Raw genomic sequence first — 14,860 nt, 5'->3', positions numbered from 1 at the left:
CTACTCCTGCAGCAAGGGCGTGAGGGAGAGGGTCTTCAACCGCCCTTCCATCAGAGTCATGTCCTGATGGGTGGTGAGGATCACCATGCCACCCCGCTCGGCATGGGCCAGGAACAGCCGCTCCAGCACCTTGACGCCCTGCTTGTCGATGGCGGTGAACGGCTCATCCAGGATCCAGAGCGCCGGCTTCTCACTGAGCCACAGGCGGGCCAGCGCGACCCGGCGCTGCTGGCCGGCGGAGAGCTGCCCGGTGGGATAGTCCTCAAACCCGGCCAGGCCGACCTGGGCGAGCACCTGCCACAAATCTACCGTCGCTTGAGCCGGATGATGCAACTTTTGATAGAAGGTGAGATTTTCGAGCGGCGTCAGCGCCGCCTTGACACCAGGCTGATGGCCCAGATAGAGCAGATTGGCATGATATTCATCACGACAGCTGCGGATATTCTCGCCATTCCAGCACACCTCACCGGCAAATGGCTGCGACAGGCCGGTCAGCAACCGGAGCAGGCTGGTCTTCCCCACTCCGTTGGGGCCTTCAATTTGCACCAGATCGCCGGGAGCCACCGCAAAGGAGAGATGTTCAAACAGAGTGCGATCTTCACGCACGCAGCTCAGATTGTTAATTTGAAGCAGCATGAGGATGTAATCAGTGAAAAGAAGCGGCCTGCATATTAACACAGTATTGGAGAGCGTCTTTTCAAAGATGCCAACTATCAGCAGGATTTGTGGGGGAGATCCCGCCTTTTTGGCACGCCGGACGGGTGAAAAAAATCAGGAAGGCGGGCGCCTTCCTGAGGATCTATGAGCGGCCTTTTCGCAATGAAATCAACAGTTCTGCCTCGGCCTTCGGCAATTCACATTCATTCATGACCTCGTCGAGGTCGGCGCCCAGCTCCACCATCTTGGCGGCACGGCTGTAAAGGCGGCGTTCCGGATCCTGCAGGGTCAGCTCCTGCTGGCGATCATTGACCTGCTGCATGGCCCCTTCAACGGACTGCAAACGCTGACCCATGCCGATGGCCCCCGTGTGCAGCTCCATCATCTGCTTGCGCAGACTCTCAAGCTGGCCTTGCAGTGTCTCCACCCTGGCCTCGGACTCTCGCTGGCCACGTCGGCTGCTGATCACCCCGTACAGGGCCAGCACCAACGCCAGCAAGGACACCCCCAAGGCGGCTATTTCAATCATCAACACATCATTTTCCTATCAGAGGGAACCAATATCTTCCCACTCTTCATCGGAGAGCAGCTTGTTCAGATCGACCAGGATCAACAGCTGACCATCGCGGTTACTGACGCCCTGAATGAACTTGGCGCTCTCTTCTGTGCCCACGGCAGGGGCGGCATCGATCTCGGAGGAGCGCAGATAGACCACCTCGGCCACGCTGTCGACCATGATGCCGATCACCTGCTTCTCCGCCTCGATGATGACGATGCGCGAGTTCTCGCTCACATCGCCGGAAGGCAGGCCGAAACGGGAGCGGGTATCGATGACAGTCACCACGTTGCCACGCAGGTTGATGATGCCAAGCACATACTCGGGCGCACCTGGCACAGGGGCGATTTCGGTGTAGCGCAACACCTCCTGCACCTGCATCACGTTGATGCCGTAGGTTTCATTTTCCAGCTGGAAGGTGACCCATTGCAGCACTTCATCTTCGGCCAGATTCTGTGCAATATTGCGCTTTTCTGTCATGTTTTTATTCCTTTTATGAAAACGTCTACTGGTAAAACTAGCAATAAAACAGCACAAGTGCAGAAGTTATCAGCGACCTTCTATGTTGACCCCACGCTCCAGCAACAGGAGCAATTCCCTGACGTGCAGCAGGGCACACATCTTCTCCTTGACCATGCCTGCCAGCCAGGGGCGCTTGCCCTCCTGGTGACGCCATTTGACCTGATCACGATGCAATAATTCTGTGCCCTTCAGATGATGGCAGGCGAGTCCCCAGGGAGATTCGCCCAGCATGATCAGATACTTGTAATCCGCTATGTCCAGATGCTGACCCGGCATCACCCACTGCGCCGTGTCCACCACGTTCATCTTCTGCTCGCGGGAGGTCATGATGCCACGGTACCAATCCGGCTGACCGAACAGTGACGAGACCTCTCCCAGTTGATGGATACCGCCAAGCTCGGTCAGGGGCACCGCGAAGGTAACGCCGGCGACTTCGAAGAAGAGCGCCTGAAACTCCTTGCCAGTGTCGATATTCTCCCATGTCGATGGTGCGACTTCTGCCTGAGGGGCCAGTTCCACCGCCGTCTCTGTCATCACCAGCGCCGATGGCTCTGTCACCACAGGGGCTGGCATCTCCTCCGGCCATACGGGTTCAACCGGCAGCAAGGCATCTTCGGCCTCGATCTGCAGCGGCTCGCTGATCACCTCTTCGTGGCTCAGGGCGTCCATCTCAAACTGCACCTGACCCACCTGGGCGAGCAGCTCGCTCAGTTGTTCGAGCCGCTCATCTGCCTCCAGATAGGGTTGCACCACCACCTCGGGCTGCACCTGAGGCTGACGTAGCAGCCGGACAACGGGCGCAGGTTCCGGTTCCTCTGGCAGATCAGGCAACAGCGCCTCATCCAGCAACAGGGAGTGGAAGTAATCATCCATGGCCCTGACTTGGGTCGTGTCGCTCATGATGCCACCTCATGAGCACGTTGACGCTCCTGGGCATCAAGATAGTTGAGCAAGGTCTCATAGGCATAAGTGCCGCGACTGCTCGGCGAATAAATGGAAGGGGGAATGTGGAGCAAGCTGGCATCCCGAAACTTGGTGTCTATGGGGATGACGGCGTTCCATACCGCATCGCCATGTTGATCCTTGATGGACTTCAGTGTCATCAGAGAGGCACGGGTACGCTTGTCAAACATGGTGGGGATCACTGTGAAACGGAACTTCTCCCGCTTGGATCGCTGCATGATCTCGAAGGTCTTCATCATCCGCTCCAACCCCTTGAGGGCCAGGAACTCGGTCTGAACCGGCACCAGGATCCGATCGCAGGCCGCCAGGGCGTTGACCATCATGACCCCCAGCACTGGCGGACAGTCGATGAGCACGTAGTCATACTGATCCTGAATGCGCAGCAGGGCACGCTTGATCACCAACCCCATGCCTTCGCGGTTGCCCATCACCCGATCCAGAGTGGCCAGGGTAATGGAGGCCGGCAGCAGGTGGATGTTCTCAAACTTGGTTCGCAGCGTCAGTTTATTGACCAGCTCGGCCGTCGGTTTGACGGCCTGAAACAACTCATAGAGAGTGCCGTCCAGTCGATCCGAGTCAAAATCGAGATAAGAGGTCAGGGAAGCATGGGGATCGGTGTCAATCAATAGCACCCGCTGGCCACGCTGAGCCAGGATACCGGCTAACGAGACCACTGTGGTGGTTTTACCGACCCCACCTTTTTGGTTGGCAACCGTCCAAACAATCACTGTATCAATCCTGCCTTGTTGTTATGCGTATGCCACCACCTGGCAGAGTGATCACCTTGACCTCGCCTGCCTCTACCGCCTGTTGCACTGCAGGAACCGGCTCCACCATCACAGGCTTGACGGGAGCGGGTGGCGCCCAGGCGAACTTGGAAATAGCGACCACCACCTTGCGATTCTGTAAGCGTCCCTGTTCGCTGTCATTCCCGGCAAAGGGAGAAAACTCCCCGTATGCCTCGTAGGCAAGCCGCTGTGGTGCTATGCCCTTGGCGATGAGAGCTGTGAGCACAGCCTCGGCCCTTGCTGCTGACAGCGTCCAGTTGGAGCGAAAAATTTCATTATTTATCTGCTGGTTATCTGTGTAGCCCCGCACTCTCACATAGTTATCGACCGGTTTCAGAATACCTGAAAGCGTATTGAGCACAGGGTCGGCATTGGTGCTCATAAAGGCACTGCCGCTGCCAAACAAGAGACCCGAGCTCAACTCCACCGTCAACCAGTTATCATCCAGCGTGAGCTTGACCACACCGGCCTCGACCAGGGTGCCCATGTTCTCTTTCAGCTGCGTATCTATCTTCGCAAGCGTCATGCCATCTTGTTTGATGGGCACACCGGAGATGGGAGCGAGGGAGGGAGAAGGCGGCAAAGCACTCTCCAGCACTGAGGGGGCAGCCGATACCTCGTTGTTCAACAGCGACTTCCCCTGCCCTTCCAGCAGGCCATCACTGCGTGGCTGCATGACGTTGAATGCCTGGGTCATGCCGTCGATGACGGCGCGATATTTGTCTTTGTTGACCAACGCCACCGAATAGAGCACCACAAACAGCGCAAAGATCAGCGTCATGTAGTCGGCGTAGGAAACCAGCCAGCGATCGAGATGTTCTCGACCTTGCAGATGCAAACGATAGCGCTTGCGCATGGCTACTCTCCTTTCAGATAAGCCTTCAACCGCCGCTCAACCTGCGGGCCATTCTCACCGTGGGCAATCGCCATCAAGCCTTCCAGCGTCATCTCCTGGAACAGGGCGTAATGATAATGAAAGGCGCGCAGACGGTTGGCAATCGGCAGATAAAAGAGGTTGGCAAAGCCGACCCCGTAAATGGTGGCAACAAACGCAACGGCAATGCCGGCGCCGAGGGCTGCCGGATCCTCCAGATGGAACATGGCCTGGATCAGACCCATTACGGCACCTATGATGCCGATGGTCGGACTGTATCCCCCCATGGCCTCGAAGACCCGGGCCGAGTGCTCGTTACGCTCCTGCTCGATGTCGATGTCCGCTTCCAACAACATGCGAATATCATCTATCGACACCCCGTCCACTATCATGGTGAGCCCCTGACGGGTGAACTCATCGCTCTCCTGATCGGCCTGATTTTCCAGCGCCAGCAGACCCTGCTGGCGGGCAAACACGGCCCATGCCTGCAAGCGTTCGGCCTGATTGACCAGATCCCAACCAGGGGGGAGCAACATCCAGCGCAGCTGCCTGATCGCCTCAAGCAGATATTTGCGCGGCGTCTGCAAAATGACGGCCCCCCAGGTGCCACCAACGACGATGACAAATGCAGGTCCGTCGAGCAGGGTGAGCAGGGTGCCGCCATGCCATAGCTGGGCAATGGCAATGGCTCCCAGAGCCAGGATCAGGCCAAACATGCCCATCTTTAGCGACCCAGCTCAACCAGAATACGTTGTGCTACCCGGTCCAGCGGCAGTGACTCAGTGGCGATGCCCGCCTTGGCGACAGCTTGCGGCATACCGTATACGACGCAAGAGGCTTCATCCTGGGCCCAGATGGTGGAGCCCTGCTCCTTGAGCAGACGCGCACCATCCCGACCATCCGCCCCCATGCCGGTCAATACGATGGCAAGCACCTTGTCGGCATAGGTTTTGGCTGCCGATGCGAAGGTGATATCCACGCACGGCTTGTAGTTGACCTTGTCATTGCCATCGACGATCCGGATGCGGGCACCGACTCCGCGCCCTTCCAGCAACATCTGTTTGCCACCTGGCGCCAGATAGGCGTGACCGGGTTTGAGTACATCACCATCCTCCGCTTCCTTGACTCCGATCTGGCACAGACCGTTGAGACGAGCGGCAAACGCGGCGGTAAAGGTTGCCGGCATGTGCTGGATCAGCAGAATGGGATGAGGGAAATCGCCCGGTAGTTTGGTCAGCACATTTTGCAGGGCCACAGGGCCACCGGTAGAGGTGCCGATAGCCACCAGCTGGTAGGTTTTCCCGCTGCGTTTAAACGCGGCAACCGGTACGACCCGTTGTGGCTCGACCTGACGATCGCCGGGACGTGACAACGAGCCGCCCAGTGGGCTGCGAGCGGCCGGTTCAGGGGCTTTTGGCCTGGCGGGCGCGGCCATCAGGAAGCGCTTGCGCGATATCTCCTTGACCCGCTGTTGCAACAAGCGAACGGCTTCGTCCTTGTCACGGGCTATGTCTTCGAACTTCTTGGGCAGGAAGTCGAGAGCGCCCGCATCCAGGGCATCGAGGGTGGCCTTGGCCCCTTCATGGGTCAGGGAGGAGAACATCAGGATCGGAGTGGGACACTTGGCCATGATCTCGCGCACGGCGCTGATGCCATCCATCACGGGCATCTCTATGTCCATGGTGATCACATCCGGCCGCAGAGCCAGCGCTTTGTCTACCGCTTCCCGTCCATTCTGGGCCGTATCGATCACCGTCAGCATAGGATCCTGATTGATGATCTCACTGACCCGGCGGCGGAAGAAGCTCGAGTCGTCGACAACTAATACCTTGACTGCCATTGTTATTTTTCTAACTCCTTGGGCCTGAGCTATCAATGTCTACGCGCATATGCTTTGAGCAGACTCGGCACATCCAGAATGAGTGCAATACCACCATCGCTGGTGATGGTGGCCCCGGCCATGCCAGGGGTTCCTTGCAGCAGGTTGTCCAGCGGCTTGATCACCACCTCTTCCTGGCCAATCAGATTATCCACGACAAAGCCTATCTGCTGAGTGCCAATCTGCACTATGACCACATGGCCCGTATCCTGCCGTGACTTCTTGTTTGTCCCTTTCACCAGCCACTTGTGCAGGTAGAAGAGCGGGATGGCCTTGTCGCGCACTATGATGGTGAGCTGACCGTCCACCATGTTGGCCTTCTTGAGGTCCAGATGGAAAATCTCGTTCACACACCCCAGCGGCAAGGCAAATGTCTGCTCGCCCACTTCCACCATCAGCGTTGGCAAGATGGCCAGGGTCAAGGGCACCTTGATCTCGAGGCGAGTGCCCTTACCCCAAGTAGAGTCGATATGCACAGAGCCATTGAGGCTCACTATGCTGGTCTTCACCACATCCATGCCGACACCGCGACCGGAGATATCGGAAATCTCGGACTTGGTCGAGAAACCGGGAGCAAAAATCAGGTTATAGGCATCGCTGTCGCTCATGCGCGCCGCCGTGTCTGCATCCAGTACGCCACGATTGATGGCAATGGACTTGAGCTTCTCCGGATCCATGCCGGCACCATCGTCTTCGATACAAAGCAGAATGTGGTCACCTTGCTGGGAAGCGCTCAGGGTAATGGTACCCTGCCGTGGCTTGCCCGCTTTTTCCCGCACATCCGGCATCTCGACCCCATGGTCGCAGGAGTTGCGCACTAGGTGAACCAGCGGATCGGCCAGGGCCTCGACCAGGTTCTTGTCCAGATCTGTCTCTTCCCCGACCATCACCAGCTCAATATCTTTCTTGAGGGTGCGGGCCAGATCGCGCACGACTCGGGGGAAGCGGCCGAATACTTTCTTGATGGGCTGCATGCGCGTCTTCATCACGGCGCCTTGCAGATCTGCGGTCACCACATCCAGATTGGCAACCGCTTTTGACATGTCTTCATCGTTGCTGGCGATCCCCAGGCTCACCAGACGATTCCGTACCAGCACCAATTCCCCCACCATGTTCATGATGACGTCCAGCGTCTTGGTATCCACCCGCACAGTGGTATCGCTTTGCACCGCATTCTCTGCTGGTGCAGCGGCTTGCTTGACGGGGGCCGGTGCCGGTTTGGCGGCAGCAACAGGCGCGGCTGCCGGTTTGGGTGCAGGAGCAGGCGTTGGCTTGACAACGGGGGCAGGCGCCACAGGGGCTGCAGGCACCGGTGCGGCGACTGTTGGTGCAACAGGGGGCGTGATGCTGGTTTTTGGCCCTTGACCACGACCATGCAACTCATCGAGCAGACGTTCGAACTCATCATCATCGATCAGTTCGTCGACCTCTTTTTGCACCGACTTCAACGGATTGGTCTCAGGCGCGCCGCTATGCTGACCCTGACCATGCAACTGGTCGAGCAAGGCTTCAAACTCGTCGTCTGTGATATCCCCCGTACCGGTCAGCACTGGGCTCGCAACCGGGGTCGGGGCTCCGCCGACGCCATGCAGTTCATCGAGCAGGCGCTCGAACTCATCGGCTGAGATCTCATCGATGGAGCCGCCACCATTGACGGCGACAGGTGCGGCAACCGCTTCAGGCTCAGGAGCCGCGATCACCTCGTCAGCAGATGCCGCAGTCTCAGCGGGCGCACTATTGCCCGCCGAGGCGGTCAACAACTGCTCCTCGCCTTCGGGTTTGCAGAGCTCATGCAGGTCATGCAGAATTTCAGCTGAGGCAGGGCTAGGCGGTTCGCGATTTTGCACCTGGGCAAACATCACATTGATGGCATCCAGCGCCTGCAAAATGACATCCATCAATTCGGCCGTGACGGTTCGCTTGCCATTGCGCAAGATATCGAACACGTTTTCAGCACCGTGACAAACGTCTACCAACTCACCCAGAGAGAGAAAACCGGCGCCGCCTTTGACGGTATGGAAGCCGCGAAATATGGCATTCAACAGATTCTTGTCATCGGGTCGCTTTTCCAAGTCGACCAGTTGTTCGGACAACTGTTCCAATATTTCGGATGCTTCGACCAAAAAGTCTTGCAGTATGTCTTCATCAACTTCGAAGGCCATGCGTCACTCCATTAAAATCCCAGGCTAGACAGCAGATCGTCCACATCATCCTGACCATTGACCACATCGGAACGAGTCTCAGGGTTCATGATGGGGCCTTCAGCTTCAATCCCGCTTACAGGAAGGCTGCGAGATGAATGCTCAACAGATGCCTCACCAAACATAGTCAGCATTTCTATTAATTTAGTTTCAACTTCCTGAACCAACTTGATGACCTTGCGGATCATCTGGCCGGTCAAATCCTGAAAATCTTGCGCCATCAGGATCTCTGTCAGCAGTTGCCGTAATTTATCGGCATCAGATTCAGAAGCCTTAATAAAATCATCCAGTTGGTGACACAAAGACTTAAATTGCCCGACATTCATCTCCCTGCTCATCAGGGCATTCCAGTTGGGCATAACCAGCTGGATGTTGTCATTGAGCCGGTCGGCAATCGGTAGACTGGCTTCCACCGCATCCATGGTGCGGTTGGCTGCCTTGTCTGTCATGTCGATGACGTAGCTGAGACGTTCCCGGGCATCGGGAATTTCATGGGTTGCCAGGTCGGGGATCCGGGAATCCAGCCGGAAATCTTGTAAGGAGCTGTGCAGTTGTCGGGTCAGCTGACCCACTTTGTCAAACAGAGCAGCCGCATTGGGAGCACATGCATCTGCGATGATAGTATCGGCCTGTTCAAACTCGCCTTGCTCAAGATGGGCAACAAGCATCCTTGCCTGATCGAGCGAAATCATTGCACTCGTTTTGGCCTTCATCCCTGCTGCTCCTTAGCCGATTCGTTCAAAGATTTTGTCGAGTTTCTCTTTGAGCGTTGCAGCGGTGAAAGGCTTGACGATATAGCCATTGACACCCGCCTGGGCGGCTTCAATGATCTGTTCGCGCTTGGCTTCGGCCGTTACCATCAGTACCGGCAGATGCTTGAGCTTGTCATCGACACGAATAGCCTTGAGCAAGTCAATGCCTTGCATACCGGGCATGTTCCAGTCGGTGACGACAAACTGAAAATCACCATTTTTCAACATTGGCAAGGCCGTGTTGCCATCATCTGCTTCGTGGGTATTGTTAAATCCCAGGTCACGCAGCAAGTTCTTGATAATCCGGCGCATCGTTGAAAAATCGTCAACAATGAGGATTTTCATGTTCTTGTCCAAAATTCCCTCCTAAATAGCCGCCATAGCGGCTCACTTACATGATGCAGATCGCAGGTTTTGTTTTGCGGATTATGCCTTAGAGTTTTGTTTCAGTGTAGCCAGTACAAACACTTATACATGCCAATCTCTTAAACGAGCGCGTAATCTGTGCATGGCCTGACTGTGTATCTGGCTCACGCGAGACTCGCTGACATTCAATACCTCGCCTATTTCACGCAAGTTCAGTTCTTCATCGTAGTAAAGGGAGAGGACCAGCGCTTCCCGTTCCGGCAGACGGCCTATGTGTTCGGCTAGGGCGCCTTGAAAACGCTCGGCCGCCAGCTCGTCAAACCCGCTGTTGCCTGCGGCATCGTCGGGGTGGCCTATCACATCCTCACTAACCCCCAGATCCTCGATACCGATGATCTTGCCGCAGGAGACATCCTGCAGCATGGCGTGATACTCGCCGAGGCTGACCCCCATCTGGGCGGCCACCTCGGTATCACGGGCATCACGACCGTGCGCTTGTTCAACATTTTCGATGGCTTCGGCGATGGAGCGGCTGTTGCGGTGCACCGAGCGTGGCACCCAGTCCCCCCGCCGTATCTCGTCGAGCATGGAGCCGCGGATGCGGATCCCGGCATAGGTTTCAAAGCTGGCGCCCTTGCTGCCGTCAAAGTTGCGGGAAGCTTCGAGCAGCCCAATCATACCTGCCTGGATCAGGTCATCCAGCAAGACACTGCTTGGCAGGCGAGCCAACAAATGCTGGGCAATCCGTTTCACCAGCGGAGCATGACGCTCGACCAGCACATAGGAATCCTGATGACGCAAGTACGCTTGGGCTTTATTCACGGGAACCTTCCTGTGCTATGACCGGCCTTTGCAGCAAATTTTCCAGGAAAAATTCGAGATGACCGCCGGGTTGGTTAGGAATGGGCCAGCTTGCCGCCTTGTTGGCGAGGGCGCGAAACGCCAGCGCCGCAGGTGACTTGGGGAAGGCTTCGACAATCAGCTTCTGCTTGCGCACGGCGGCGCGCAGGTTGGTGTCGTAAGGTACGCACGCCACCAGCTCCAGCGAGGTATCCAGAAAGCGGTCCGTGACTCGGGTCAGCTTGGCGTAGAGCTCCTGCCCCTCGCGCAGGCTGCGCACCATGTTGGCCACCACCTTGAAGCGAAACACGCCGTGATCCTTGGAGAGGATTTTGATCAGCGCGTAGGCATCCGTGATGGAGGTCGGCTCATCGCACACCACTATCATGATGTCCTGGGCGGCGCGGGTGAAGCTCAGCACCATGTCGGAGATCCCCGCCGCCGTATCCACCAGCAGTATGTCGACCTGGGTCTTCATCTCGCTGAAGGCGCGGATCAGTTCGGCATGCTGCACCGGAGAGAGCTCGACCATGGACTGGGTGCCCGATGTGGCCGGCACTATCATCATGCCGTAGGGACCCTCGACTATGATGTCGTCTATGGTGCACTCGCCAGCCAGGACATGGGAGAGGTTGCGGTGTACCCGCAGCCCCAGCATGACGTCAACGTTAGCAAGGCCAAGGTCGGCGTCCAGCACCATCACCCGTTTGCCTTGTGCGGCCATGGCTCCTGCCACGTTCAGGGTCACGTTGGTCTTGCCCACGCCACCCTTGCCACCGGAAACGGCGATCACTTTTACTCGATTGTTTTGACGCATTTTGCGCAGACCACTCGCCTGATCCATATACATGTTACTCATAAAACTCCGAATCTTCGGCCTCGCCAAAGCCTGCACCCCAGAAATAGGGTTCTTCTGTTTCCCGCTCCAGCGAGCCCATGGCAGCTCCGACGAGCTGCGCCGCATTGGCAACTTGAATATCTTCCGGAACCCTTTGTCCATCAGTGATATAGCTGATGGGCAGTGCATTCTGGATACACACGTTAATCACTTCGCCCAGATTCAGACTCTCATCCAATTTGGTAAGTATGCAGCCGCTTAATGGAATACGCCGGAAATGGTCCACCGCCTCCTGCATCACCCGACGCTGGGAAGTGGCGGACATCACCAGGTAGCTGCGGATGCGTACCTTGGCATTCTTGACCAGGGTATCGAGCTGCTCGGTCAGACGGATATCCCGCTGCCCCACCCCGGCGGTATCGATCAGTACCAACCGACGATGGCGGAACTGATAGAGCGCAGTGGCCAGCTCCTCGGCATCCCTCACCTGCCGTACCGGGCAGCCCATGATGCGACCATAGGTCTGCAACTGCTCATGGGCGCCGATCCGGTAGTTGTCCGTGGTGATGAGCGCCACCTGCTCGGCGCCATACTTCATGGCAAACCGCGCCGCCAGCTTGGCAATGGTGGTGGTCTTGCCCACCCCGGTCGGTCCGAGCAGGGCAACCGCCCCACCCTGACGTAAAATATCGTCTTCGCTGATCTTGAGCTGGGCAGTCAACACCTCGGCCAGCTGGGCCATGGCCTGATGGATGGACATGTCCTCGGGGATGAGGCCCGCCAGCTGATCGGCAAACGCATCGTCAAAGCCTATCTTCTTGAGCTCCTTGATGAGCAGCGCACGCATCGGCTCGCGACGTTCCACCTCCTGCCACATCAACCCGGAGATCTGGTGCTCCAGCAACTTGCGGATGCTGGCCATCTCCTTGCGCATCCCTTCCATCTCGGGATCCCGCTGTGCGGGTTGGGAAGCGCGGCCGGGAGCGGCCGCCCTGGCCTTCGGCTTGGCGGGCTCGGGAGCCGCTCCCCACTGGCCCTGTTCGGCCAGCGTGCGGGGAGCTGAACCGGCGGCGGCAACGGGTGCCGCCCCCTTGAGACCGGCCGGATTGGCCGGGTTCAACTTCTGCTGGCGCGCCAGCAGGGCGGCCAGGGTATCGGCATAGTGTTCGTTCTGTTCCTGGGCCTGGGTGGGCGCAGGACGGGTCATCTGCCGTCCGGCAGACGAGATATTGACGCTCTCATCGTTCAACTGACGGCGAACCGGCGCATCTTTGGGTCCCGGGACCTGGGATTGATAATCGACAGCGGCGACTATCTCCACCCCACCAGTGACCTTCTTGTTGGACATGATGACGGCGTCAGGCCCGAGAGTCTCCTTGACCTCGGCCAGAGCCGTTCGCATGTCCTTGGCAAAAAACCGCTTAATCTTCACCCGTCATCTCCGCTAACTAGTTCTGTCCTACCGCACTGACGATGCGGATTTGCTTGTCATCAGGCACTTCCTGATAAGACAGAACGCGCAATCCAGGAATGGCATTCTTGACAAATTTCGCCAGGGTATTGCGCAGTATCCCTGATGTCAGAAGCACGGCCGGTTGGCCTTCCAGTTCTTGTCGTTGAGTGGCTTCCACCAGCGAGCGTTGCATCCGCTCCGCCAGGCCCGGCTCTATGCCGGCGCCATCACCACCCCCTGCCTGCAGGGATTGATGCAATATACGTTCCAATTCTGGTGCCAGGGTGATCACCGGCAGCTCGGGATCCGGGCCTGCAATCTCCTGCACTATCAGGCGACGCAGGGCGATACGGCAGGCTGCCGTCAGCACTTCCGGATCCGGACTGCGCGGGGCGTATTCCACCAGGGTCTGCAGGATAGTGCGCATATCGCGGATTGGCACGCCTTCATTGAGCAAATTCTGCAATACCTTCACCAGGTTACCCATGCTGATGACTTCAGGAACCAGTCCTTCCACCAGCTTGTTCTGATGCTTCCCTATCATGTCGAGCAGCTGTTGCACCTCGTCATGACCCAGCAGCAGGGCCGCATGGTTGGAGAGGATCTGGCTCAGATGAGTGGCGACCACGGTGGCGGTATCCACCACTGTATAGCCGAGGGTCTGGGCCTGGGAGACCTGCTCCTTGGCGACCCATACGGCTTCCAGCCCGAAGGCGGGATCCCGGGTGGCGATACCCTGGATCTGGCCGAACACCTGACCCGGATTGATGGCCATTTCCTTATCATGGTAAACATTGGCCTCGCCGGTACTGACCCCCATCAAGGTGATGCGATATTGGTTGGGTGCGAGATCCAGATTGTCGCGAATGTGCACGGCCGGCACCAGAAAGCCCAGCTCCTGGGAGAGTTTCTTGCGTACCCCCTTGATCCGGTTGAGCAGCTCCCCGCCCTGATTGCGATCCACCAGCGGGATGAGCTGATAGCCCACCTCCAGCCCTATGATGTCCACCGGCATCACGTCGTCCCAGCTCAGCTCTTTCTGCTCATGGGGTTGGTCGGTCGTGGCGGGCATCAGTTCGCCCTTGGCAGCCTTGGCGGCGGCCCGCTTCTCGCGGCGCAGCAGCCACCAGGCACCGGCAGCCGAGAGAATCCCCAGGCTCAGGAAGGCAAAGTGCGGCATGCCGGGTACCAGCCCCATCATCAGCAGTATGCCGGCCGAGATGATCAGCGCCTTGGGGTTGTCAAACAGCTGGCCCAGCACGGCCGTGCCCATGTCCTGATCCGTGTTCTGCCGGGTCACTATGATGGCCGCGGCAATGGAGAGCAGCAGGGAGGGGATCTGGGCAACCAGACCGTCACCTATGGCCAGCAGGGTGTAGATCTGAGCCGCTTCACTGAAGGTCAGCTGGTGCTGCATCATGCCGATGATGAAGCCACCTATGATGTTGATGAAGAGGATCATGATGCCCGCAATGGCATCCCCCTTCACGAATTTGGAGGCACCGTCCATGGAGCCGTAGAAGTCGGCTTCCTGGGTCACGTCCTGGCGGCGCTTCTTCGCCTCTTCCTGGTTGATAAGCCCGGCGTTCAAATCGGCATCTATGGCCATCTGTTTGCCTGGCATGGCATCCAGGGTAAAGCGGGCGCTCACCTCGGCGATCCGCCCGGCACCCTTGGTGATCACCACGAAGTTGATGATCATCAGGATCGTAAAGACGATGATGCCGACGGCATAGTTGCCGCCGATCACCACGTTGCCGAACGCCTCGATCACATGGCCGGCCGCCGCACTGCCGTTGTGGCCTTCCAGCAAGACCACCCGGGTTGACGCCACGTTGAGCGCCAGGCGCAGCAAGGTGGCGAGCAGCAGGACGGTTGGAAAGGCGGCAAATTCCAGCGGGCGTCGGGTATAGACGGCAACCAGCAGCACGACGATGGAGAGCGCGATATTGAAGGAGAAGAGCACATCCAGCATCAGCGGCGGTATGGGCAGCACGACCATACCCAGAGACGCCAGCACCAGCAGCGGTGTCCCCACCCCCTTGGTCAGCAATCCCCTGTGCTCTTTCAATCGGCCCAATGATGCCTGGAATTTCATCTTTTTTCTCAATCTCAAACCGCTGGTGCAAGATTAAAGCAAACATCAAGCCAACAATTCAATGTATTGATTT

The 14,860-nt window shown here is 57.7% G+C and carries 15 protein-coding genes; all 15 read right to left on the bottom strand.

The features are described 5' to 3' along the window. Entirely contained in the window at positions 1-636 is a 636-nt protein-coding gene (ccmA, locus tag AACW87_RS06600) for a cytochrome c biogenesis heme-transporting ATPase CcmA (protein WP_103472013.1), read from the bottom strand. A gap of 163 nt (positions 637-799) precedes the next feature. Continuing rightward, the gene (locus AACW87_RS06595) at positions 800-1,186 is read right to left on the bottom strand and encodes a DUF2802 domain-containing protein (protein ID WP_043134707.1); all 387 of its coding nucleotides are present in this window, start codon (positions 1,184-1,186) and stop codon (positions 800-802) included. Positions 1,187-1,204: 18 nt separating this feature from the next. Continuing rightward, on the bottom strand, positions 1,205-1,693 hold the full coding sequence (locus AACW87_RS06590) for a chemotaxis protein CheW (protein WP_005298836.1): 489 nt from the start codon (positions 1,691-1,693) through the stop codon (positions 1,205-1,207). A gap of 69 nt (positions 1,694-1,762) precedes the next feature. Then, positions 1,763-2,635: a chemotaxis protein CheW gene (locus AACW87_RS06585; protein WP_241324531.1), complete on the bottom strand. Its 873-nt coding sequence runs from the start codon at positions 2,633-2,635 to the stop codon at positions 1,763-1,765. Then, entirely contained in the window at positions 2,632-3,426 is a 795-nt protein-coding gene (locus AACW87_RS06580; protein ID WP_043555988.1) for a ParA family protein, read from the bottom strand. Before AACW87_RS06580 ends, AACW87_RS06585 begins: the two co-directional genes overlap by 4 nt. Before the next feature lie 4 nt (positions 3,427-3,430). Beyond that, positions 3,431-4,342 (bottom strand): flagellar motor protein MotB, encoded by a 912-nt coding sequence (locus AACW87_RS06575; RefSeq protein ID WP_098984602.1) that lies wholly within the window; start codon positions 4,340-4,342, stop codon positions 3,431-3,433. Positions 4,343-4,344: 2 nt separating this feature from the next. Beyond that, positions 4,345-5,082 carry a flagellar motor protein gene (locus tag AACW87_RS06570; RefSeq protein WP_043134702.1) on the bottom strand — a complete coding sequence of 246 codons (738 nt, stop codon included), beginning with the start codon at positions 5,080-5,082 and terminating at the stop codon, positions 4,345-4,347. A 2-nt stretch (positions 5,083-5,084) separates the two neighbouring features. Next, positions 5,085-6,200 (bottom strand): protein-glutamate methylesterase/protein-glutamine glutaminase, encoded by a 1,116-nt coding sequence (locus AACW87_RS06565; protein ID WP_043555984.1) that lies wholly within the window; start codon positions 6,198-6,200, stop codon positions 5,085-5,087. A 32-nt stretch (positions 6,201-6,232) separates the two neighbouring features. After that, positions 6,233-8,401 carry a chemotaxis protein CheA gene (locus AACW87_RS06560; RefSeq protein ID WP_241324530.1) on the bottom strand — a complete coding sequence of 723 codons (2,169 nt, stop codon included), beginning with the start codon at positions 8,399-8,401 and terminating at the stop codon, positions 6,233-6,235. Between the two features lie 11 nt (positions 8,402-8,412). After that, positions 8,413-9,153, bottom strand: a complete 741-nt coding sequence (locus tag AACW87_RS06555) for a protein phosphatase CheZ (RefSeq protein ID WP_043134698.1) — start codon at positions 9,151-9,153, stop codon at positions 8,413-8,415. Between the two features lie 12 nt (positions 9,154-9,165). Then, the gene (cheY, locus tag AACW87_RS06550) at positions 9,166-9,537 is read right to left on the bottom strand and encodes a chemotaxis response regulator CheY (RefSeq protein WP_005298814.1); all 372 of its coding nucleotides are present in this window, start codon (positions 9,535-9,537) and stop codon (positions 9,166-9,168) included. 123 nt (positions 9,538-9,660) lie between these two features. Beyond that, positions 9,661-10,380, bottom strand: coding sequence for an RNA polymerase sigma factor FliA (locus AACW87_RS06545; protein ID WP_043134697.1), 720 nt, complete (start codon positions 10,378-10,380; stop codon positions 9,661-9,663). Continuing rightward, on the bottom strand, positions 10,373-11,248 hold the full coding sequence (locus tag AACW87_RS06540) for a MinD/ParA family protein (RefSeq protein WP_042872011.1): 876 nt from the start codon (positions 11,246-11,248) through the stop codon (positions 10,373-10,375). Before AACW87_RS06540 ends, AACW87_RS06545 begins: the two co-directional genes overlap by 8 nt. 1 nt (position 11,249) lies before the next feature. Continuing rightward, a complete protein-coding gene (gene flhF / locus AACW87_RS06535; RefSeq protein ID WP_241280326.1) occupies positions 11,250-12,668 on the bottom strand; it encodes a flagellar biosynthesis protein FlhF in 1,419 nt (472 codons plus the stop codon). Positions 12,669-12,684: 16 nt separating this feature from the next. Then, the gene (gene flhA, locus AACW87_RS06530; protein ID WP_241324529.1) at positions 12,685-14,787 is read right to left on the bottom strand and encodes a flagellar biosynthesis protein FlhA; all 2,103 of its coding nucleotides are present in this window, start codon (positions 14,785-14,787) and stop codon (positions 12,685-12,687) included. Positions 14,788-14,860 lie beyond the last annotated feature (73 nt).

This window comes from Aeromonas sp. MR7, from assembly GCF_963899385.1.
Lineage (GTDB): Bacteria > Pseudomonadota > Gammaproteobacteria > Enterobacterales > Aeromonadaceae > Aeromonas > Aeromonas bestiarum.
Note: the sequence above shows the minus strand (reverse complement) of the source record. Positions and strands in the feature narration are given on the sequence as shown.